We start from the raw sequence: 18,023 nt of genomic DNA on the forward strand, positions 1-18,023 counted from the left end.
GCGGCAAATCGCCTCTGACGTCACCAAAGTATCGCGGCGACAGCGATCCGGAACCAATCGCGCGGTTCGCCCGTTGCCTCCGACTTACCTGTGAAGTGGGAGGCTTCGATGAGAGCAGCCAAGATCGTCCTGACCGGCCTTGCGGCCGCGAGCCTGGTCACGTCAGCGGCTTTGGCCGAGCAATCCATGTCAGGAATGGTCACCAAGATTGACCGATTGGCCGGAACGATCACCATCCAGCCAATTCAAGCCGGCACCGTCGGTGCGGCCGGCGGCTCCGCTCAGGAGTACAAGGTTCCGAAGGGGCAATCACTCGAAGAGGTCCACGCCGGCGACAAGGTGACCTTCACCACCTCGGATAGCGGCAAGGCGATCGACAAGCTCGAAAAGCAAAAACCCTGATGCTTGAAACGCGCGAGCGCGGAGATCATTTCTCCCCGCTCCCGCGCGGCTCCGGCTCCGCATTCGCGAGCGGCAGCAGGGCGCGCTCCCAGCCGTCGGTTCCATCCGGATACCAGGCGACGTTGCGGTAGCCATAGGACAGCACGCGCTTGGCGGCGTTCCAGGACATCCAGCAGTTCTCCTGGCAGTAGATCACGAGCAGTGTCGAGATATTGCCGTGAGAGGCGCGGGACACACCGTCGCGCAGATACGTCTCCGTTGCGGCAGCGAGCTTGCCGTAGCCGGTATCGGGCAGCCAGATGCTGCCGGGAATATCGGGCCGCGGCTTGTCACGCCACACCGTGCCTTCAGGCAGATTGGCAGGCTTCGGCGCACGTGGCAGCACGTCGATGAAGACGCCGGACTTGTCGCGCCAGATTTTTTCGGCGTCCTCGGTCGTGAGCACCCGCGCCCCTGAAAGCGTCGCGGGCACCGGGGAACGATAGTCCTCGGTGCGATAGCCATCGGGCTCGGCAGGCTTGTCCTGCGCGAAAGCCGGTGCGAGGGCCGCGATCATCGCGGCCAGCACGCCTGCGGGCAGGCACCTCATGGCGATTTGTTGGCGGTCTCCGCGCCGATCGGCCGGTCATTCTCGTCGAGCAGCGGGACGCCATAGTCGAGCAGGATCTTGTTGATCGCGCCCTGGTTCTCCTGGATCAGGCGGTTGAGCTGCCGCTTCCAGTTCTGATCGGCCGCGCGCACGCCCATGCCGATGCGATAGATCAGCTTCGGTCCGGTGGTTTCCTTGACCAGCGGCGTGACATGCAGCGGCGGATTGGCCTTTTTGGCATAGAAGCCCGCCATCGGGCCCCACAGGATGCCGGCGTCGATCTCACCCTTGGCGAGATCGTTCATCATCGCCTCCGCCGAGGAATCGTAGCGCGTATCGATCACCAGCGGATACGGCTTCGCATTCGCCATCAGGCCCGCAAGGGCCATATTGGTCGCCGGCGGCGTTCCCGCGACGATGCCGATATGCTTGCTCCTCAACCTCTCGTCTTCCAGCGTCGTGACATCGCCGAGTTCGCTGCCAGGCTTGGTGACCAGCGCATAGGCTGTCCGGTAATAGGGATTGGTGCCCTGCACGAGATCGTCGCCCTGCGGGTATCCCATGATCACGTCGCAGCGATGCGACCCGAGCGTCATCCGCACGAAGCCGGTCGCCTGCGGAAAATACATGTAGTCGAGCTTCTTCTGCAGCTTCCCGGCGAACAGCTCGCCGAGCTTGTTCTCGAAGCCTTCGCCCTTGTCGTTGGAGAACGGCAGATTGCGGGGATCGGCGCAGACACGAAGCACCTTGGGATCGACGAGTTCGATCGAGAGCTCGCCCTGATCGTTGACCTGCGCGCGCGCAGCGTCGCGCCCGACGAGGCAGGCGACGGCGGCGACAAGCGCAAACAGGATGCGGCGGCGTCCGACAGGTCTCATCACGCGGTCTCCTCTTCACCGGATGGGTCGCCGCCATCCATCAATTGCCCTGTCGGCCATGACGTGCAACAGGAATAACCCTCCCGACAGGAACGCGTTGCTTGCTGCAATGCAAACCGGATGGTGAGGCAGTCGACCTCGCGTACCGGTGAAACTGAGGCGGAAACATGGCTCATGGCGGATCAGTGCTCGCACTCGTCCTGATGATCGGGGCGACGACCATAGCGCGAGCACAAGAGCGCGAATTGCCTGTAAGCGAAGTCGCACCGGGAATCTTCGTACACAGCGGGGTGACCGCGCTGATGACGCGGGAGAACGAAGGCGCCATCGCCAATGTCGGATTCATCGTCGGCAACGATGCGGTTGCGGTGATCGACACCGGCGGCAGCGTCCGCGAAGGACGGAAGCTTTTGGCCACCGTCCGCAGCCATACCGACAAGCCGATCCGCTATGTCATCAATACCCACGCCCATCCCGACCACAGCTTTGGCAATGCGGCTTTCGTCGATGCCGGAGTCAGCTTCGTCGGCCACAAGAACCTGCCGCGCGCGCTGGCAACACGCGGGCAATTCTATCTCGACGGCTTCCGCCGTACGATGGGCGATGCGCTGATCGACGAGGTGCGGATCATTCCGCCGACCGTGCTGGTGGAGGAGACGCTGACGCTGGACCTCGGCGGACGGCCGCTGTTGCTGAAGGCATGGCCGCCGGCCCACAGCGACAATGACCTCACCGTACTCGACGAGCGAACCAGGACCCTGTTCGCCGGTGATCTGGTGTTCCTCAGCCATATTCCCGTTGTCGACGGCAGCCTGAAGGGCTGGTTGCATGCCCTTGATCAACTGGCCGCGATCCCGGCGCGGCGGGTGGTTCCCGGTCACGGAGCCGTGAGCGAATGGCCTTCGGCGCTTGCCGATGAGCGGCGTTATCTCGAGACGCTGGCGTCGGATGTGCGCGCACTGGTCAGGAGCGGCAAGCCGATCACGGAAGCGGCCGAGCACGCCGCAGCCTCCGAGCGATCGCGCTGGCAGTTGTTCGACGACTACAACGCCCGCAACGCAACTGCAGCATTCTCGGAAATTGAATGGGAATAGCCGGTGCCTTATAGTGACCCTGCTTCTTAGGATTTGCGACCATGTTGCGACATCGCATTCGCCTGCTCTGTGCTATCGGCCTGGTCTCGATTGGGCTGGCCGCGCCCGCCGCCGGCACCGAGGCCTACGACCCCTGGCCGGGCCTCGTGCAGGACATCTTCAACAACCGTCCGATGAACGACGGCAGCGATGTCATCGGCATCGAGATGCCGGCGCGCGCAGAGGACGCCGCAATCGTTCCCGTGACGCTGCGCACCAGGCTGTCGCCCGGCGACGGCCGGCGCGTTGTGGCCATCACGCTCGTGATCGACCAGAACCCCTCGCCGATGGCCGCGAAATTCACGCTCGGGTCCGACGCCAACGTCACCGAGATATCGACCCGCGTCCGCGTCAACAATTACACCGACGTCCACGCCGTCGCCGAACTCAGCGACGGCAAGCTCTACGTCACCAAAACCTACGTGAAGGCGTCCGGCGGCTGCTCGGCGCCGGCGGCCAAGAATGCCGAGGAAGCCAAGAACCGGATCGGCCAGATGCGCTACCGCCAATTCGCAAGGCCGGAGCAAGGACCCGCGAGCAACACCCGCGAGGCCCAGATCATGATCGGCCATCCGAACAATTCCGGCCTGCAGATGGATCAGGTCACCCAGCTCTATATTCCGGCCTTCTTCATCAACGACCTGCATCTGTGGCAGGACGACAGCCTGGTGCTGGCGATGGAGGGCGGCATCTCGATCTCGGAAGATCCCAATATCCGCTTCACCTACGTGTCAGATGGTGCGAAGCACTTCCGGGCCGAGGCCAAGGACACTGACGGGCACGTCTTCCAGCATGAATGGAAGACCGACGATCCCGGGACCTGAACCAGGCTAGAAACACCGGACCTCGGCCTCGGCCTGCGCTCGCCTGAGATCGTTGAGCGCGTTCGAGGCCTGCTCGGACGAGCGGAACTGGCCGCCGAGATTCCCGCGCACCTGCGACATGCTCAAAACCGTCTCGGCCGTGACATAGCGATCATAGGGGATGATCGACGCGACGACGTCGATCGAGCAGGAGCACTGCTCGATCGACTGCCGGGTCTCGCCATTCGCCTTCATGCAGCCAAAAACATATTCGGCCCGCGCCGAGGTCGGATAGTCGTTGGCCTCCTCGGCCCGCGCGCCCATGCTCGTCGCCGCAAGCACAGCCAGGGCGGCGACAATCGGTCCTAGCATGTCAGCTCGTGCCATGGTCGTGGTTCCTCTTGCCATGCGGCAGGCTATGCTATGAGTGTCGCACAGAAAAGAAGACATTTGGAGAAGTGGCTCACAAGACAATGACAGGTTTTGCTCGCACGCTGCTCGCGATCGCTGCTTTGGCCATGATGCAGATCAGCGCCTCCTGTCGCGCGGACGTGATCCGCGTTGCAGCGCAGAAGACCGGGACGCTGGCCTGGGAGCTGGCCGTCATCCGCTCGCACGGTCTCGACAGAAAGGCCAACCTCTCGATCGAGATCGTCGATCTCGCCAGCCCCGAGGCCGGCAAGGTCGCGCTCCGCGCCGGCACCGCCGATGTTATGGTCTCGGACTGGCCGTGGGTGTCGCGCGAACGCACCCTCGGCGCGAAGCTGCAATTCTACCCCTATTCGAGCGCGCTCGGCGCCGTGATGGTGGCGGCATCGTCGCCGCTGAAAACCCTCGGTGACCTCAAGGGGCACAAGCTCGCGGTTGCCGGCGGACCGATCGACAAGAACTGGCTGCTGCTGCAGGCCGCGCTGAAGCAGGACGGTATCGACCTGAAATCGCAGTCGAGCATCGTCTATGGGGCGCCGCCTCTGCTCGCGGCGAAGACCCTCGACGGCGAGATGGACGCGACTCTCAACTACTGGAATTTCTGCGCCGCGCTCGAAGCCAAGGGCTTTCGCCGCCTCGCCACCATGGAGGACGTCCTGCGAAAGCTCGGCACCAGGGGACGCATAGCGATGATCGGCTACGTCTTCGACGAGGCCTGGGCCAATGCCAACAAGGACGCAGTCGCCCGCTTCATCGCGATGACGCGCGAAGCGAAGGAGATCCTCGCCGCGTCGGACGATGAATGGACAGCAATCGCACCGCTCACCGGCGCGCCGGACGCAGCAACCCTGCACGCCTACCGCGACCGCTATCGCGAAGGCATTCCGCGCCGCCCGATCGCCGACGAGGAAGCGGACGCACGCGTGCTCTACAAGGTGCTGGCACAGGTCGGCGGCCGCGATCTGGTCGGAGCCGCGACCGAGCTCGATCCCGGCACGTTCTATCAAGCGATTCCTGGAGACTGACGTGCTGCGCCTGCTGTCATTCGCGCTGTTCATCGCGACCTGGTGGATCGCCTCGCTCCTGGTCGGAGATGCCAAGCTGCCGCCGCCGCCCGTGGTGCTGGCGGCGATGACGGCGGAAGCCAGATCCGGCGCGCTGTTTCTCAATCTCGGCGCGACCCTGGCACGGGTTGCACTCGCCTTCACGCTCGCGATGACCCTCGGCTCGGCAATCGGCTATCTGATGGGCCGGGTGCGCCTCGCCGATCGGCTCGGCGATCCCTGGCTGATCCTGCTGCTCAATCTGCCGGCGCTCGTCGTCATCGTGCTTGCCTACATCTGGGCCGGGCTGACCGAAGTCGCCGCAATCTTCGCCATCGCCATCAACAAGCTGCCGACGGCCGTCGTCACCCTGCGCGAAGGCGCGCGTGCGCTCGACCCGGCACTGGACGAGATGGCAACGGCGTTCGCCTTTCCGCGCGGCCGCACCTTCCGCCACGTGATCCTGCCGCAGCTTGCGCCCTATATCGCGGCCGCGGCGCGCTCCGGGCTGTCGCTGGTCTGGAAGATCGTGCTGGTCGCCGAGTTGCTGGGCCGGCCGAACGGCGTCGGGTTCGAGATCGGTGTCGCCTTCCAGCTGTTCGACATCCCGCTGCTGCTGGCCTATTCGCTGAGCTTCGCGGCCGTCGTGCTCGTCATCGAAACCCTGCTGGTGCAGCCGTTTGAAACCAGGCTATCGCGGTGGCGGCTCCGTGCAGCTTGAGGTCGATATCAAGGGCAAGAGCTTCGAGAATGCCGCCGGCAAGCGCCACGACGTGCTTGATCGCATCGCCTTCACGCTGAGCGCCGGCGAGGTCGGCGTGGTATTCGGCCCTTCCGGTTGCGGCAAAAGCACCTTGTTGAAGATCCTTGCCGGGCTCGATCGCAACTATCTGGGCCGGGTTGTCCACTCGGCCGGCGCGCGACTCGGTATGGTGTTTCAGGAGCCGCGGCTGTTGCCCTGGCGCTCGGTCGAGGAGAATGTGCGGCTCGCTGCGCCTGACGTCGCTGACGGGACCCTGTCGACCCTGTTCGACGTGCTCGAACTGAGCGCCCATCGCAGCCATTTCCCCGGAGAATTGTCGCTCGGCCTTGCCCGCCGCGTGGCGCTGGCGCGCGCGTTTGCCGTCGAACCCGATTTCCTGATCCTCGACGAGCCGCTAGCCTCACTCGACAATGCGCTCGCAGGTCGCCTGCGCGACCAGATCGCAGCGCTCGTGGCCAGTCGGGCGATGATGACGCTGCTGGTCACCCATGATCTCGATGACGCGGTCCGGCTCGGCGACCGTCTGCTGTTTCTGTCGGCGCGACCGGCGCGAATCCTTCATGTCGAGACGATCACGACGCCGCGCGCTGCTCGAAGCGAGCAGGACATCGAGGCTCTCAAGTCCCGCCTCTCGCAGCTGGACCTTGCAAATATGTGAGAGGCGTTCATCCTTGCGCAAATTCCGGGGAGGTTTTTCCAATGTCGCGTGCGCTAATCGTTGCTGGAGTCCTGCTGCTTGCGATACCGGGCGCAGCCCTCGCCCAGAGCAAGGGTAAAGGCGTCCGGTTGTGGAATCTGACCAGCGCGACGATCACGGGCTTCGAACTGTCGCCGGTGGGCAAGAACGAGTGGGGTCCAAACCAGACGCTGAACGACAAGGACAAGGAGGTCGACCACGACGAGCGTCTGCGCATCACCGGCGTCGAGCCCGGCCGCTATGACGCCAAGGTCAGCTATGGCGGCTCGAAGCAGTGCTTCGTCCGCGACATCGAGATCAAGGCCGATGCCGTGTTCTCGGTCTCCGACAAGGACTTGAAGGACTGCAACAGGTAGCGGCCAATAGCGTTTTCGAGCGGATTCCGGTTCGCGTGAAGAAAACGCGTCAAGCAATGATCTGGAGCTATCGGTTCCGATTCCCTCGGAACGCTCTGGCTAGCCAGCCGGCGTATCGCCGTCCAGTCCCGCACGATCGTTGGGGTGCGGATATTCGCAACGCCACTTCACCGCGGTCCATTTCGGATGTTCGCCGACCCATTGGGCGATGTAGGGCGGCGCGGCCATCGCACATTGTTGCAGCGAGCCGTTCCAGTTGAACAACAAGTGCTGCTCCTCGCAGGTGGTGGGCGAGAGCACGGCACATACGGTGACGATCAGGTCGATCGGGTTCATGCGCAATCCTTGAAGCGTGCCCCTCGAAAGATGGTACGACGAAATACGTAGTCAGGCCATTCAGGGTTTCACAGACCATGGCGGAAGGGAACTCGTCCAAGTAGAGATATTTCCGCACCGATCAAATCGGAACGGAGCTCCGGATTCCTGTTTTGACGCTCTTGATGCGAACCGGTATCCGCTCGAAAGGGTTCTGGACTAGAAGTTCACGCCAAATACCAGGCGAGCCTGGTGACGTTCGAAATTGACGAGGTCGAGCGCGGCATTCGAACCGGCCTGCTTGCCCCAGGCCTGGACACTCCAGGTCGCCGTCAGGCGTGAGCGCTCCGAGAGCTGGAAATAGGCCGTCGGCCCGACAAACAGCGCCTGTCCGGCGAAGGCGTCGAGGCCGATGCCGTCATACTTCCTGAAGTAGCGCACCTCGCCGCCCAGCAGGATGTCCGGTCGCACGCGGGCCATCAGGCCGAACGCGGCACCAATGGTGGCGTCCTGCTCCGCGGCGCCTGTCAATGCGAGGCGCGTCCATTCCGGTTCATAGGACAGGTTGAAGGCCGCGATCGCGACATTCGGGATCACCTCGCGGTCGAAGGCAACGGTGAATTCGGTGCCATAGCTGCGGACCACAGCCGCCGTCGTCTCGTCGACGCGGTCCGCATGCGTCTCCATCGCCACCGTCATGCCGAACGGTCCCGACTCGCGCGCGAGAAAGCGATAGCGGAGGTCTAGCGCGACACCCTGCCATGACAACTGCCTGCGGTCGTCAAAACCTGGAACGCCGTTGATGTCATGCGCCATGAACGTGGTCGCCAGCTCCGCACGGAAGTTCGGCACCGGAACAAGCTCCAGCTCCAGTTCCTGGTTGAGCGCGCGATAGGTGCCGCCATTCTTGGCGAAGTGTCCGGTGGTCTGGCTCTGGAATTCACGCTCGCCGGGGTCGCCGACATCGGAGCCGATCATGAAGCCGAAGATGTGCTCGGTATCGATGTCCTCGGCTTGCACAGCCAGCGGTAGCAGCGCAGCGGTGCCGATCACCGCAGCGCACAGCTGCTTCGCCTGACGACGCATCTTGATTCCGAGAGCCATTGACCCGATGTCGACCCCGCACCGCTGCCGGGACCGCACCCTACGGCAAACCGGCACAGGTTCGCAAATCGCCGCGATCGCGAGACGCTTTCAGCGCGAGCGGTGTGTCGGTTCGAACTATGTGTCAGTGCGAGTGATGTCTATGGCACAAATTCAAGGCGGGACGCCTGCCGCGGCTCGATGCAGCAAGCTGCACGAGCCGGGCAGATCGCCTCAAGTCACTTGCGCGCTGCGCAGGCGTACATGTTGATTTCCATGCCCACCGGCACTTCGACGATCTTCGGAGTTTTCCAGGTCATTCGGGTGCTCCCAAGCAATTTGGCGCGAACCCCGCGCCGGCCCGGAAGCTAGGGCCGCCTCCGGCGCAGCGCAAGTTGGCGTGCCCAAGGCCGACTTCCCTGCTGGACATGCCAGTTTGCCGGACGGCCCTCCGGCATTCGCCTGGATTCAGGCCGGCCAGGAAAGCCGGACATTGTTAAATCTGGGCTTTTCGCAGCGGCGATCCCGCAGAGGATCTTCACCAGACCTGCTCATTCCAGCCGCGTCTTGCCCAAGAGGGAAATCGCAACTTTTTTTCTCAAGGGCCGCGCCAGCGCTCTGAAACCCGGCTCCCGAGGGGCTGGGGCGCTTGGGGCACTATTTGAGCAGCCGCAACAAAGCCCGGCCGGCACGTGAATTCAATTCCTTCGCATCCAGCGTTCCGTCCTTGTCAGGATCGGCGGCATTGAAGCGCTGTTGGACGACCGCAAGATATTCGTCGAGAGTGAGGGTGCCGTCGTGATCGGGATCGGCAGCCGCGAGTTCCTTTGCGGTCAGCCGCCCTCTCAGTTCGCGCACGTCAAGCGTGCCGTCATGGTCGGGATCGAGCTTTGCAAACAGATCAGCCGCCGCCTTCTTGGCTTCGGCGAGATCGACCGTGCCGTCATTGTCGGGATCCAGCGCCTTCAGTGCGTTGCTGCGGTGGGAGGCCGCCAGAGCGGGACCGGACAGAACGGCCACGGCCAGGGTCAGAGCGAGCGATCGGCGCGATATCATCGTTTTCTCCCCTTTGCGGCTCCGACAAAGACGGAGCTGCCTGCAAGTCATGACCGACCATAGCAGTTTCAGCGAACGGTGGAATGCCCGGATCCTTGTCGGGATTCGGGTGGATGTGCGCGGCGCCTGTGGTGATGTCTGGCTTCCGACGATTGCATCGCACCATGAGAAGGAGCGACCGATCATGCGCCGCATTGATCACAAGGCCTTTGAGCTGATGTTGAAGAGCGCCGCTATGGGAGCCTGCTTCGCGGCGCTCTGCCTGATCGCGTCTGCGTCTGCCCAGAACGGTCAGTCCGCGCCATCCACGAATGCAAGCGTCCGGCAAGGCACGCTCACCGGCAAGGAGCGGCTCGGCCGCAAATGGACCGACGAGCAGCGCATCGACAATTGCAAGGTGCCGCCGGACAAGCGGGGCTCCAGGCCGCGGCCGAGCGATTGTCAACGCGCACCGTCGAGCTGACCGGCCGGGCATCGGCACGACTGACATGAAATCGCCGGCCCTCGCTGCATCACAAGAACTCGCTTGCGGATGTAGCGTGTAAACGCAAGCCGGCGCAGACGGCCATCGTTGGCGTTGGGTATGCCACGTTGCACTAAGCTGTGGATGGGTTTGCAAAAAATCGAACGCATCAGGCTGCCTATTCCGGTGGCAGCACTTCGCTCGCGTTTTCGTGTTGACGCGTTTTGGTTTCAAGACGATGGTTGCGCCTGCAACGTCAGGATAGGCGTGCAAAAAGGGTCCATTGGGAGGAGCTGATGAAACGCATTGCGCTGGCCGCAAGCCTCGTAATTCTTGCATCCTATGGTGCAAGCGCCCAGACCACCGAACAGTTGGTCAAGGGTGCGACTGATACATCGAACGTTCTTAATTACGGCATGGGCTACAATCTTCAGCGCTTCTCGACGCTGAACCAGATCAACAGGGACACCATCAAGAATCTGGTGCCGGTCTGGAATTACAGCCTCAATGACGACCGCAGCGAGGAATCGCAGCCGCTCGTCTATCAGGGCGTCATCTACGTCACCACGAATAGCGCCACGATCGCGATCGACGCCAAGACCGGCAAGCAGATCTGGAAAACCAAGGTCGAGTATCCCCCGGAGACGCCGCGAATCGTGTGCTGCGGCATCATCAACCGCGGCGCCGCGCTCTATGACGGCAAGGTGTTCCGTACCACGCTCGACGCCAATGTGATCGCGCTCGATGCCAAGACCGGCAAGGAGCTGTGGCGCCAGAAGGCCGCGGACATCAAGGAAGGCTACTCGATGACGGTGGCGCCGCTGGTCGCCGACGGCGTCGTGATCACGGGCATTTCGGGCGCCGAGTTCGGCACCCGCGGCTTTATCGACGGCTGGGATCCGGCGACCGGCAAGCAACTCTGGCGCACCTTTTCGATTCCGAGCCCGGACGAACCGGGTGGCGACACCTGGAAGGGTGACACCTGGAAACTCGGCGGCGGATCGACCTGGATCACCGGCTCCTACGACGCCGAGCTGAACACGGTCTATTGGGGCATCGGCAATCCCGGGCCGTTCAATGCCGCGGTCCGTCCCGGCGACAACCTCTACACCTGCTCGGTGCTCGCGCTCGATCCGAAGACCGGCAAGATCAAGTGGCACTACCAGTTCTCGCCGAACAACCCGTTCGACTATGACTCGGTCGCCGAAATGGTCCTTGCCGACATGAATGTCGAGGGCAAGCCCACCAAGGTGCTGATGGATGCCAACCGCAACGGCTTCTTCTATGTGCTCGACCGCACCAACGGGAAGCTGCTCGCGGCCAATCCCTACGTGAAGGTCAATTGGGCCAGCGGCATCGACATGAAGACCGGCCGCCCGATCGACACCGACGTCGTCAAGGATGCACGCGACGGCAAGAAGGTCACCGTCTATCCGTCGATCCTCGGCGGCAAGAACTGGGAGCCGATGTCGTACAATCCGCAGACCGGCCTCGCCTACGCGAACACGCTCGCGTTCGGCGGCAAATACAAGGCGGAGCCCGCGACCTACAAGCAGGGCGAATGGTATCTCGGCATGGACCTGACCGATCCCTGGGAATGGGGTGATGGCCCGCGCGGTCACCTCAAGGCGATCGATCCCATGACCGGCAAGGCCAAGTGGGAAGCGGCGAGCGATATTCCCCGCTTCTCCGGCGTACTGTCGACCGCAGGCGGCGTCGTCTTCACGGGCGCGTTGACCGGCGAATTCGAAGCCTTCGACGCCGACAGCGGCAAGAAGCTCTGGCAGTTCCAGACCGGATCGGGCATCGAGGGCCAACCGGTGACCTGGCAGCAGGACGGCGTGCAATATGTCGCCGTCACCAGCGGCTATGGCGGCGTCTATTCGCTGTTCTCGGGCGACGAGCGGCTTGCCAAGGTGCCCCCTGGCGGCTCGCTCTGGGTCTTCGCGGTCAAGAACTGAGCCTGGAGCAGACGTGACTGAACGAATGATCTTGGTGACGGCGGCGATCTTCGCCGCCGTCACGACGGCTTCGATCACGCTGATCCCGGCCGTCGCACAGCAATCCAGCGCCAACGAGCTTTCAGGCCAGATCGACCAGGGCAAGACGACCTACGCGAAGAACTGCTCGCACTGCCATGGGCCGAACCTGATCAACTCCGGCACCATCACACCGGACCTGCGCGCGTTCCCCGACGACAAGACCCGCTTCGTGACGACGGTCAAACAGGGCAAGAACGGCAAGATGCCGCCCTGGGCCGACATCCTGAGCGAGCAGGAGATTGCCGACGTCTGGGCGTTCGTGTCGAGCCGGAGGAATCCATGAAAGCCTTGCTGACACTTGCGGTCGCCGCGCTCTTGCTCGCGCCGGCAATCGCCACGACGGCGCGGGCAGCCGACGAGCCGCTGAAGGTCTGCCTCGACGAGGACTTGCCGCCGCTATCGGCGCACCATCGCGGCAAGCCGGATGCCGGCTTCGATGTCGCGCTGGCGCAGGCCGTCGCCGAGAAGCTGGGCCGCCCGCTCAAGATCCAATGGTTCGAGAGCAAGCTCGATGAGGATTCGAGCCCATCGCTGGAGGCCAATGCGCTGTTGTCGGACGGCCGCTGCTCGCTGGTCGGCGGCTATGCCCTGACCAGGGACTCGCTGGTTGCGCCCGGCGTCAAGACGGCAAAGCTGCCGGACTTCGACGGCGCCACCCGCGACGATCACCGCCGCCGCATCCCGGTGGGCGTGCTGATTCCGAGCCAGCCCTATGTCTACTCGCCGATGACAATCGTCCTCGGCCCCAAGGCCAAGGATCGCAAGGTCTCCGACATCGGCGATCTGGCCGGTCTTCGGATCGCGATCGAGAGCGGCACGCTTGGCGATGCCATCCTGATGACCTTCGACAAGGGAAAGCTGATCGACGACATCACCCACCTCGTCCCGGGCCGCAGCGACCTGCTGGGGGAACTGGATCGCGGCGAGTTTGACGCGACCTTGCTCGACCTGCGGCGGTTCGATGCCTATCGCATGAACCACGCCGACACCAAGATCACCGCGTCCGGCTACTATTATCCGATCGGTGCCAACAGGGGCTACGTCGCCCTCGACAGCGACAGGACGCTGCTGGACGCCGTGAACAAGGTGCTCTCGGATATGCAGTCGGCGGGCACGGTTGCCCAGCTTGGCCAGGCGGCCGGCCTCACCTACCTCGCCCCACGGGAGCCGATCATCCTGGGTGACGTCTGGCCGAAGATCCTGAACCGCTGACGCCGGCAGGCTACTTCAGGTAGTTCGCGAGGCTGAGGCCCTGGATCCTGGCGATCGCCGAATAGGACGCCGTGAGCTGGGTCTGATAGGCCGACAATTGTGCGGTCACGGCGGCGACGTCGACATTGGTGAGATCGCCCCCCAGTGTCTGGGCAAAAGTCTGGTAGTCGCTCTGGTCCGCACTCGCCGATTCGATTTGCGATGCCGAGGTCGAGATCTTCGACTGCACCGTGGACACCGCATCGAGCGCGCTGCTGGCGAGATTGAGTGCCGACGTCAGATCGCTGGACGACAGCGTCGAGCTGTTGCCGACGTATTTCAGCAGCCGCATCACCTGCTCGAACGCCGAATTGTCGGCATTGACGCCGTAGGCGACGCTTTGGCTGTCCGAGACACGAACCGAGGCGATTTCGCTGTCGCCCTGATAGTAGCTGGTGTCGGGCGTCGTCAGCGAACCGGTCCCCGTGTCATATCCCGTCAGATCGACCGGCGCCGTCCCGGTTTTCGCGCCGCCGAAGACATACTCGCCGTCATACTGCGTATTGAGCAGCGATCCCACCTGCGACAGCGCCTGCTGCGCGTAGGTGATCACCGACGAAGTCGCCGTGCTGCTGCCGACAGAGGCCGCGCTGAGCTGCGAGCGAAGCTGGGTGATGATATTGGTCATCGACCCCACCGCCGAGTACATCACCTGCACCTTGCTGTCGGCAATGCTTGCGGCGTCGATGTAGGACTGCGACCGCGTCACCGAAACCTGGAGGTTGACCACGCGGCCGGCATCGGCGCCGTAGCCGGCAAAATCCTGCGACTTCTGCCCGGAGGATTCCTGCACCTGCTCGTTCGCCATGACGGCCTGCACACGTAGAGCGCTTGCGATCATCTGATCCGACAGCGCAAAAGTGGCGATACGCATTACCATGACCGTAACCTCAATCTCGGCCTATGCTGACTGCATCGCAGTCATCAGCGACGTGAACATGGTGTTGATCACCTGGATCAGCTCGGAAGCAGCCGAATACTTGTTCTGCAGCGTGCTCAAGTTCGCGGTCTCTTCGTCGATGTTGACGCCGGTCTCCGACGACAGTGAGTTCGCATAGGTCGATTGCGCGGTCTGCCTGGCGGTGTAGGTCGACGACGCCTGGGTGGCCTTGCTGGCGATATTGGCCACAATCGCGGCTGCATAATCCGTGAACGAACCGGTCGTGGCACCCAGTCCGCCGGCCATGGCAAAGTTCGTCGATCCCGTCAGCGTGCTTTGCAGAGTGTTGACGATGGTCGCGGAGCCGGACGACAGCACCGAGCTTCCGACCGTCAGAGTGGCGGACGAATCGAGCGTTGCCGTCGGCAGCCCCGCCGCACCGCTGAGGATGTCGCCGCGAACCGCGATATCGGAGGCGCCGGTCCCCGTCACGAGGTCGTTGAGGCCGAAATAATCCGACATGCCTTCGCCCGAGCTGCCGACCGAGCTCGTCATCTCGTTGATCGAGATGCCGTTGCCCGACCCGGTCGCTGAGATCGTCAGATGCCCGCTGGAATCGATCGATGCCGACACGCCCGAGATTCCGTTGATCGCGGTCACGAGGGCACCGACCGTCGTGTAGGACGCCAGATTGAGGTCCTGATAGGAAACGAGGTTGCCGTTCTGGTCAGCCACCGCGATGCGCACCGTGCCGGTCGCCGACAGCGGCGCGGAGCTGCTCGTCGTCGCCGTTCCGGTGAGGGTGGCCGGCGGCGGCACCGACGTACCCTGGTTCGATACGGCGTTCACGCTCGCGGTGAGCTGCTGGGCCAGTTCGTCGAGCTGGGACTGCGCGGCCGGCAGCGTCTGGTCGCGCAGGGTGATCAGGGCGCCGACATTGCCGGAGGTGATCTGGGAGGTGACGTCAACGCCGTTCACGGTGATGCCGCTGAAGCCGCCCGAGCTGTAGGTGGTCGACGCCGTGACATTGGAAGCCGGCGTGTAGCTCAGCGGGTGCGCGGTGCTGTCGACCAGCGCCTGTCCGGTCGAGGTATAGACCTGAAGGTCGCCGCTCGACGAGGTGAAGTAGCTCACGTTCATCTGCGTCGAGAGGTCCTGCAGCGCAGAGTTGCGCTCGTCCTCGAGGTCGGCGGTCGATTGCCCTGCTGCAGCTTCCTGCTTGATCTGCGCGTTCAGGCCGGCGATCTGCTGCAGGTCCGAATTGATGTCGCTGACCGACGATGCGATGTCCTGGTCGGCGTTGGAACGCAGCTTCTGGATGCCGCTCGAAGTCTGCTGCAGCTGGGCGGTTACGGCATCGAGCGCACTGACCGCGTTGGCTTGCAGCGACGCGCTGTTCGGCGTGCTTGCCAGTGACGACAGCGCCGACTCGAACGACGCCAGCGTGTTGGCAAGCGATGTTCCCGTGGTGGAGCTGCTGGCGCTCGATGTGTTGCCGTAGAGCTGCTCGAGCTGGGTAAGGTAGTTGTTGGCCGTGTTCGCCGAGCCGAGGTCGGAGGTTGCGCCGACCAGCGACTTCAGGAGCAGCTTGTCGACGGTGCTGGTAATCCCCGTGACGGTGACGCCGGTGCCGACGCCGCCGGTAACGTTGCTGATCTGGTTGGCAGTCTTCTGGGTGTAGCCCTTGGTATCGGCATTGGAGATGTTCGCCGAGGCCACGCTGATCTGCACCTGCGTGGCCGCGAGCCCGCTGAACGCGATGCTTTGTGCAATGTTGAGCGACGACACGGCTGACTCTCCCTGACGCCGTCCGGCTCAGGCCTGGACGTTGGTGCCGTAAGACATCGCTGACGTGACGCGGCGGCCGCCGGCCCCGTAGGGCGATACGTTGGCGATCTGCTCGCGGATCGCCAGCATGATGGCCTCGATCCGGCGGTTGCTGGCCTCGATCGCCGCGCGCAGCCGCAGGACATTCTCGTCCATCGCCGCGCGCAGCCGCAGGATCCGCTCCATCAGCTGCTCGCGCAGGACGCGGTCCTGGACGTGGAGGTTCATGGCCTTGCCGACCGCTTCCGCGACGCTTTGCTCGAACAGGTTGGCCAGCCGGTTCTTCTCGTCGACATGCTTCAACCTCGACGCGGGCAGGCCCATGGCGAGTTCGACGTTCTCCTCGTTGACGATGGCGATCAGGCCGTCGATCAGCGCAATCAGGGCTCGCGCACGCTCGTCATTGGCGGCGGGATTGATCTTGGTGTTGTTTGCCGGTGTCATGGTATCGCTCCCGTTGAGTGCTAGTGTCCGCGACGCATGGCGCGGACCGCCTGGACGCCGCGCCCGTAAGCGGTGATGGCTGTTGCCCGGAACATGGCCCGGTTGATTTCCTCGTCGAGCTGCGCGCATTCGCGCATCAGGAGATCCCGCAGCGTCTGGATGTCGTCGAGCAGCGCACAAAGCTGCGCCCGATCATCGGCCCGTACCGTGCTCGCGCGCGCCTGAAGGCGCTTGAGCCTGAGCTGCAACTGGCGGCTCTTCTCATTCCTGGCGCGGACCGTCATGCCTGCACCGCCTGGATCAGGGTCTGGAACATCTTGTCGACCGTCGTGATCACCTGTGAGGCTGCCGAGTAAGCCTGCTGCGAGGAGATCATGCTGGAGAACTGGCCGCTGGTGTCGGTCGTGCTCGATTCCAGCTCGCTGCCGTAGATCGTCCCGGCGCCATTGGTGCCCGAGGTCTGCAGCACGGCATTGCCGGAAGCTGCCGTCGAAGTGTACATGCCGTCGCTGCCTGCGGTGAGACCATTCGGATCGCTGAAGGTCGCGACCGCGATCTTGTAGATCGCAATGGTCTCACCGTTTGAGTAGGTGGCGTCGACCACGCCGCCCTTTCCGATCGAGACGCTGCTCAACTTGCCGAAGGCGAGGCCGTCCGAATTGATCCCCGTGACGTCGACCGAAGGCGTTGCTTCGCCGGAGGCGTATTGGGTCAGCCCGTCGGTCTTGCCGCTCGTCCCGAGGTCGAGCGTGATGGTGCTGGCGGCGGCCCCATCGGTCCAGCTGCCGACCGTGACGGTCGGCGAGGCCGGTGACGTCGAGGCGAGCGAGCCATCGCTGTTGAAATTGATCGTGACGGGGCTGCTGGTGGTCGTACCGGTCGTCGTGCTCGAGTTCGAAGCCAGTGTCGGATTGCCGAAGGTCGCGGTCCAGGTATTGGCGGCCGTCTTGTCCCATGTGATCTGGATCGAATTCGCTGTTCCGAGCGAGTCGTAGACTGTCATCGAGCTGGAGAAGGTGGCGCCAACGGCGGCGTCCGACGGCAGGTTGGCCGCGATCGTCGTCTTGGTGGTCGGGCTGGCGCTGGTCGCTGCCGCCTGCGTGTTGATCGGCGCAAGGCTCGCAGCCGATGCGTTGCCCACGATGTTGCCCTGGGAATCGGTGCGCCAGCCCTCGAGGTAGTTTCCGTTGTTGACGAGGTAGCCGTTGTTGTCGGTGGTGAACGCACCGTTGCGCGTATAGGAGGTGGTGCCGCCGGACGTCGCGTCGCTCGTCACGAAGAAGCCCGAGCCCTGGATCGCGACGTCGGTGGCGTTGGTGGTCGCGGACAGCAGGCCCTGCTGGGTGATATTGGCGCGGCCCGAGACCGTGACGCCGCCGGACGTGTAGGACGTGGCGCTGTTCGACGCCGTCACCAGGTCCTCGAACATCGCCGACGTGGTCTTGTATCCCGTGGTGTCCGCGTTCGAAATGTTGTCGGAGATCATCGCGAGCGATTGGCTCTGCGAATTGAGCGCCGAGATCGCCGAGGAAAGGGCACCAGTCAAACTCATGATAAAACTCCGGATGC

The 18,023-nt window shown here is 63.6% G+C and carries 23 protein-coding genes; 11 read left to right on the forward strand and 12 right to left on the reverse strand.

The features are described from left to right. Positions 1 to 108: 108 nt before the first annotated feature. The gene (locus tag JQ586_RS19735; protein WP_212396270.1) at positions 109 to 402 is read left to right on the forward strand and encodes a copper-binding protein; all 294 of its coding nucleotides are present in this window, start codon (positions 109 to 111) and stop codon (positions 400 to 402) included. Positions 403 to 427: 25 nt separating this feature from the next. On the opposite strand, the gene JQ586_RS19740 is transcribed toward JQ586_RS19735, so the two are convergent. Continuing rightward, the gene (locus JQ586_RS19740) at positions 428 to 991 is read right to left on the reverse strand and encodes a PQQ-dependent catabolism-associated CXXCW motif protein (RefSeq protein ID WP_212396271.1); all 564 of its coding nucleotides are present in this window, start codon (positions 989 to 991) and stop codon (positions 428 to 430) included. Then, positions 988 to 1,869, reverse strand: coding sequence for a substrate-binding domain-containing protein (locus JQ586_RS19745; protein ID WP_212396272.1), 882 nt, complete (start codon positions 1,867 to 1,869; stop codon positions 988 to 990). The genes JQ586_RS19740 and JQ586_RS19745 overlap by 4 nt, the downstream gene beginning before the upstream one ends. A gap of 167 nt (positions 1,870 to 2,036) precedes the next feature. On the opposite strand from JQ586_RS19745, the gene JQ586_RS19750 reads away from it, so the two are divergent. Both JQ586_RS19750 and JQ586_RS19755 read left to right on the forward strand, forming a co-directional pair. Further along, on the forward strand, positions 2,037 to 2,963 hold the full coding sequence (locus JQ586_RS19750; RefSeq protein ID WP_212396273.1) for a quinoprotein relay system zinc metallohydrolase 2: 927 nt from the start codon (positions 2,037 to 2,039) through the stop codon (positions 2,961 to 2,963). A gap of 41 nt (positions 2,964 to 3,004) precedes the next feature. Continuing rightward, entirely contained in the window at positions 3,005 to 3,826 is an 822-nt protein-coding gene (locus JQ586_RS19755) for a quinoprotein dehydrogenase-associated SoxYZ-like carrier (protein WP_212396274.1), read from the forward strand. 6 nt (positions 3,827 to 3,832) lie between these two features. On the opposite strand, the gene JQ586_RS19760 is transcribed toward JQ586_RS19755, so the two are convergent. Next, a complete protein-coding gene (locus JQ586_RS19760) occupies positions 3,833 to 4,177 on the reverse strand; it encodes a hypothetical protein (protein WP_212396275.1) in 345 nt (114 codons plus the stop codon). A gap of 101 nt (positions 4,178 to 4,278) precedes the next feature. Between JQ586_RS19760 and JQ586_RS19765 the strand changes: the two genes are divergently transcribed. The 4 genes from JQ586_RS19765 to JQ586_RS19780 are packed head-to-tail and all read left to right on the forward strand — an operon-like array spanning position 4,279 to position 7,093. Continuing rightward, positions 4,279 to 5,259 carry an ABC transporter substrate-binding protein gene (locus JQ586_RS19765; RefSeq protein ID WP_212396276.1) on the forward strand — a complete coding sequence of 327 codons (981 nt, stop codon included), beginning with the start codon at positions 4,279 to 4,281 and terminating at the stop codon, positions 5,257 to 5,259. Position 5,260: 1 nt separating this feature from the next. Further along, complete coding sequence (locus JQ586_RS19770) at positions 5,261 to 5,998, forward strand: ABC transporter permease subunit (RefSeq protein ID WP_212396277.1); 738 nt, start codon at positions 5,261 to 5,263, stop codon at positions 5,996 to 5,998. Beyond that, positions 5,988 to 6,698 (forward strand): ABC transporter ATP-binding protein, encoded by a 711-nt coding sequence (locus JQ586_RS19775; RefSeq protein WP_212396278.1) that lies wholly within the window; start codon positions 5,988 to 5,990, stop codon positions 6,696 to 6,698. Before JQ586_RS19770 ends, JQ586_RS19775 begins: the two co-directional genes overlap by 11 nt. Positions 6,699 to 6,739: 41 nt before the next feature. Next, on the forward strand, positions 6,740 to 7,093 hold the full coding sequence (locus JQ586_RS19780) for a hypothetical protein (protein WP_212396279.1): 354 nt from the start codon (positions 6,740 to 6,742) through the stop codon (positions 7,091 to 7,093). A gap of 99 nt (positions 7,094 to 7,192) precedes the next feature. Here JQ586_RS19780 and JQ586_RS19785 read toward each other — a convergent pair whose 3' ends face one another. From JQ586_RS19785 to JQ586_RS19800, 4 genes are all read right to left on the reverse strand, one after another. Further along, positions 7,193 to 7,429, reverse strand: a complete 237-nt coding sequence (locus JQ586_RS19785) for a hypothetical protein (RefSeq protein WP_212396280.1) — start codon at positions 7,427 to 7,429, stop codon at positions 7,193 to 7,195. A gap of 198 nt (positions 7,430 to 7,627) precedes the next feature. Next, positions 7,628 to 8,512, reverse strand: a complete 885-nt coding sequence (locus JQ586_RS19790; RefSeq protein WP_249147799.1) for a hypothetical protein — start codon at positions 8,510 to 8,512, stop codon at positions 7,628 to 7,630. 218 nt (positions 8,513 to 8,730) lie between these two features. Further along, complete coding sequence (gene pqqA / locus JQ586_RS19795; protein ID WP_035721241.1) at positions 8,731 to 8,811, reverse strand: pyrroloquinoline quinone precursor peptide PqqA; 81 nt, start codon at positions 8,809 to 8,811, stop codon at positions 8,731 to 8,733. A gap of 337 nt (positions 8,812 to 9,148) precedes the next feature. Next, a complete protein-coding gene (locus tag JQ586_RS19800) occupies positions 9,149 to 9,547 on the reverse strand; it encodes an EF-hand domain-containing protein (protein ID WP_212396281.1) in 399 nt (132 codons plus the stop codon). 184 nt (positions 9,548 to 9,731) lie between these two features. Between JQ586_RS19800 and JQ586_RS19805 the strand changes: the two genes are divergently transcribed. The 4 genes from JQ586_RS19805 to JQ586_RS19820 all read left to right on the forward strand — a co-directional run bounded on the left by JQ586_RS19805 (position 9,732) and on the right by JQ586_RS19820 (position 13,264). Then, positions 9,732 to 10,010, forward strand: coding sequence for a hypothetical protein (locus JQ586_RS19805; protein ID WP_249147800.1), 279 nt, complete (start codon positions 9,732 to 9,734; stop codon positions 10,008 to 10,010). A 296-nt stretch (positions 10,011 to 10,306) separates the two neighbouring features. Beyond that, on the forward strand, positions 10,307 to 11,971 hold the full coding sequence (locus tag JQ586_RS19810; RefSeq protein ID WP_212396282.1) for a methanol/ethanol family PQQ-dependent dehydrogenase: 1,665 nt from the start codon (positions 10,307 to 10,309) through the stop codon (positions 11,969 to 11,971). A 25-nt stretch (positions 11,972 to 11,996) separates the two neighbouring features. Next, on the forward strand, positions 11,997 to 12,335 hold the full coding sequence (locus JQ586_RS19815) for a cytochrome c (protein ID WP_212396338.1): 339 nt from the start codon (positions 11,997 to 11,999) through the stop codon (positions 12,333 to 12,335). Beyond that, a complete protein-coding gene (locus JQ586_RS19820) occupies positions 12,332 to 13,264 on the forward strand; it encodes an ABC transporter substrate-binding protein (protein ID WP_212396283.1) in 933 nt (310 codons plus the stop codon). Before JQ586_RS19815 ends, JQ586_RS19820 begins: the two co-directional genes overlap by 4 nt. 10 nt (positions 13,265 to 13,274) lie before the next feature. Here JQ586_RS19820 and JQ586_RS19825 read toward each other — a convergent pair whose 3' ends face one another. The 5 genes from JQ586_RS19825 to flgE are packed head-to-tail and all read right to left on the reverse strand — an operon-like array spanning position 13,275 to position 18,006. Continuing rightward, positions 13,275 to 14,183: a flagellin gene (locus JQ586_RS19825; RefSeq protein ID WP_212396284.1), complete on the reverse strand. Its 909-nt coding sequence runs from the start codon at positions 14,181 to 14,183 to the stop codon at positions 13,275 to 13,277. Between the two features lie 21 nt (positions 14,184 to 14,204). Further along, positions 14,205 to 15,971: a flagellar hook-associated protein FlgK gene (flgK, locus tag JQ586_RS19830; protein WP_212396285.1), complete on the reverse strand. Its 1,767-nt coding sequence runs from the start codon at positions 15,969 to 15,971 to the stop codon at positions 14,205 to 14,207. Between the two features lie 27 nt (positions 15,972 to 15,998). Beyond that, the gene (locus tag JQ586_RS19835; protein ID WP_212396286.1) at positions 15,999 to 16,454 is read right to left on the reverse strand and encodes a flagellar protein FlgN; all 456 of its coding nucleotides are present in this window, start codon (positions 16,452 to 16,454) and stop codon (positions 15,999 to 16,001) included. Between the two features lie 20 nt (positions 16,455 to 16,474). Further along, complete coding sequence (locus JQ586_RS19840) at positions 16,475 to 16,738, reverse strand: hypothetical protein (protein ID WP_212396287.1); 264 nt, start codon at positions 16,736 to 16,738, stop codon at positions 16,475 to 16,477. Then, positions 16,735 to 18,006, reverse strand: coding sequence for a flagellar hook protein FlgE (gene flgE, locus JQ586_RS19845; RefSeq protein WP_212396288.1), 1,272 nt, complete (start codon positions 18,004 to 18,006; stop codon positions 16,735 to 16,737). Before flgE ends, JQ586_RS19840 begins: the two co-directional genes overlap by 4 nt. Between the last annotated feature and the right edge of the window lie 17 nt (positions 18,007 to 18,023).

Origin of the sequence: Bradyrhizobium jicamae (assembly GCF_018130215.1) — a bacterium.
Lineage (GTDB): Bacteria > Pseudomonadota > Alphaproteobacteria > Rhizobiales > Xanthobacteraceae > Bradyrhizobium > Bradyrhizobium jicamae_A.

Excerpts from the sequence above, each read along its gene's own strand:
- JQ586_RS19735 (WP_212396270.1), top strand. The coding sequence starts at position 109 with ATGAGAGCAGCCAAGATCGTCCTGACCGGCCTTGCGGCCGCGAGCCTG.
- JQ586_RS19840 (WP_212396287.1), bottom strand. The coding sequence starts at position 16,738 with ATGACGGTCCGCGCCAGGAATGAGAAGAGCCGCCAGTTGCAGCTCAGG.
- JQ586_RS19815 (WP_212396338.1), top strand. The coding sequence starts at position 11,997 with ATGATCTTGGTGACGGCGGCGATCTTCGCCGCCGTCACGACGGCTTCG.
- JQ586_RS19740 (WP_212396271.1), bottom strand. The coding sequence starts at position 991 with ATGAGGTGCCTGCCCGCAGGCGTGCTGGCCGCGATGATCGCGGCCCTC.
- JQ586_RS19790 (WP_249147799.1), bottom strand. The coding sequence starts at position 8,512 with ATGGCTCTCGGAATCAAGATGCGTCGTCAGGCGAAGCAGCTGTGCGCT.
- JQ586_RS19780 (WP_212396279.1), top strand. The coding sequence starts at position 6,740 with ATGTCGCGTGCGCTAATCGTTGCTGGAGTCCTGCTGCTTGCGATACCG.
- JQ586_RS19755 (WP_212396274.1), top strand. The coding sequence starts at position 3,005 with ATGTTGCGACATCGCATTCGCCTGCTCTGTGCTATCGGCCTGGTCTCG.
- JQ586_RS19835 (WP_212396286.1), bottom strand. The coding sequence starts at position 16,454 with ATGACACCGGCAAACAACACCAAGATCAATCCCGCCGCCAATGACGAG.
- pqqA (WP_035721241.1), bottom strand. The coding sequence starts at position 8,811 with ATGACCTGGAAAACTCCGAAGATCGTCGAAGTGCCGGTGGGCATGGAA.
- JQ586_RS19745 (WP_212396272.1), bottom strand. The coding sequence starts at position 1,869 with ATGAGACCTGTCGGACGCCGCCGCATCCTGTTTGCGCTTGTCGCCGCC.
- flgE (WP_212396288.1), bottom strand. The coding sequence starts at position 18,006 with ATGAGTTTGACTGGTGCCCTTTCCTCGGCGATCTCGGCGCTCAATTCG.
- JQ586_RS19760 (WP_212396275.1), bottom strand. The coding sequence starts at position 4,177 with ATGCTAGGACCGATTGTCGCCGCCCTGGCTGTGCTTGCGGCGACGAGC.
- JQ586_RS19825 (WP_212396284.1), bottom strand. The coding sequence starts at position 14,183 with ATGGTAATGCGTATCGCCACTTTTGCGCTGTCGGATCAGATGATCGCA.
- JQ586_RS19820 (WP_212396283.1), top strand. The coding sequence starts at position 12,332 with ATGAAAGCCTTGCTGACACTTGCGGTCGCCGCGCTCTTGCTCGCGCCG.
- JQ586_RS19800 (WP_212396281.1), bottom strand. The coding sequence starts at position 9,547 with ATGATATCGCGCCGATCGCTCGCTCTGACCCTGGCCGTGGCCGTTCTG.
- JQ586_RS19785 (WP_212396280.1), bottom strand. The coding sequence starts at position 7,429 with ATGAACCCGATCGACCTGATCGTCACCGTATGTGCCGTGCTCTCGCCC.
- JQ586_RS19805 (WP_249147800.1), top strand. The coding sequence starts at position 9,732 with ATGCGCCGCATTGATCACAAGGCCTTTGAGCTGATGTTGAAGAGCGCC.
- JQ586_RS19765 (WP_212396276.1), top strand. The coding sequence starts at position 4,279 with ATGACAGGTTTTGCTCGCACGCTGCTCGCGATCGCTGCTTTGGCCATG.
- JQ586_RS19750 (WP_212396273.1), top strand. The coding sequence starts at position 2,037 with ATGGCTCATGGCGGATCAGTGCTCGCACTCGTCCTGATGATCGGGGCG.
- JQ586_RS19810 (WP_212396282.1), top strand. The coding sequence starts at position 10,307 with ATGAAACGCATTGCGCTGGCCGCAAGCCTCGTAATTCTTGCATCCTAT.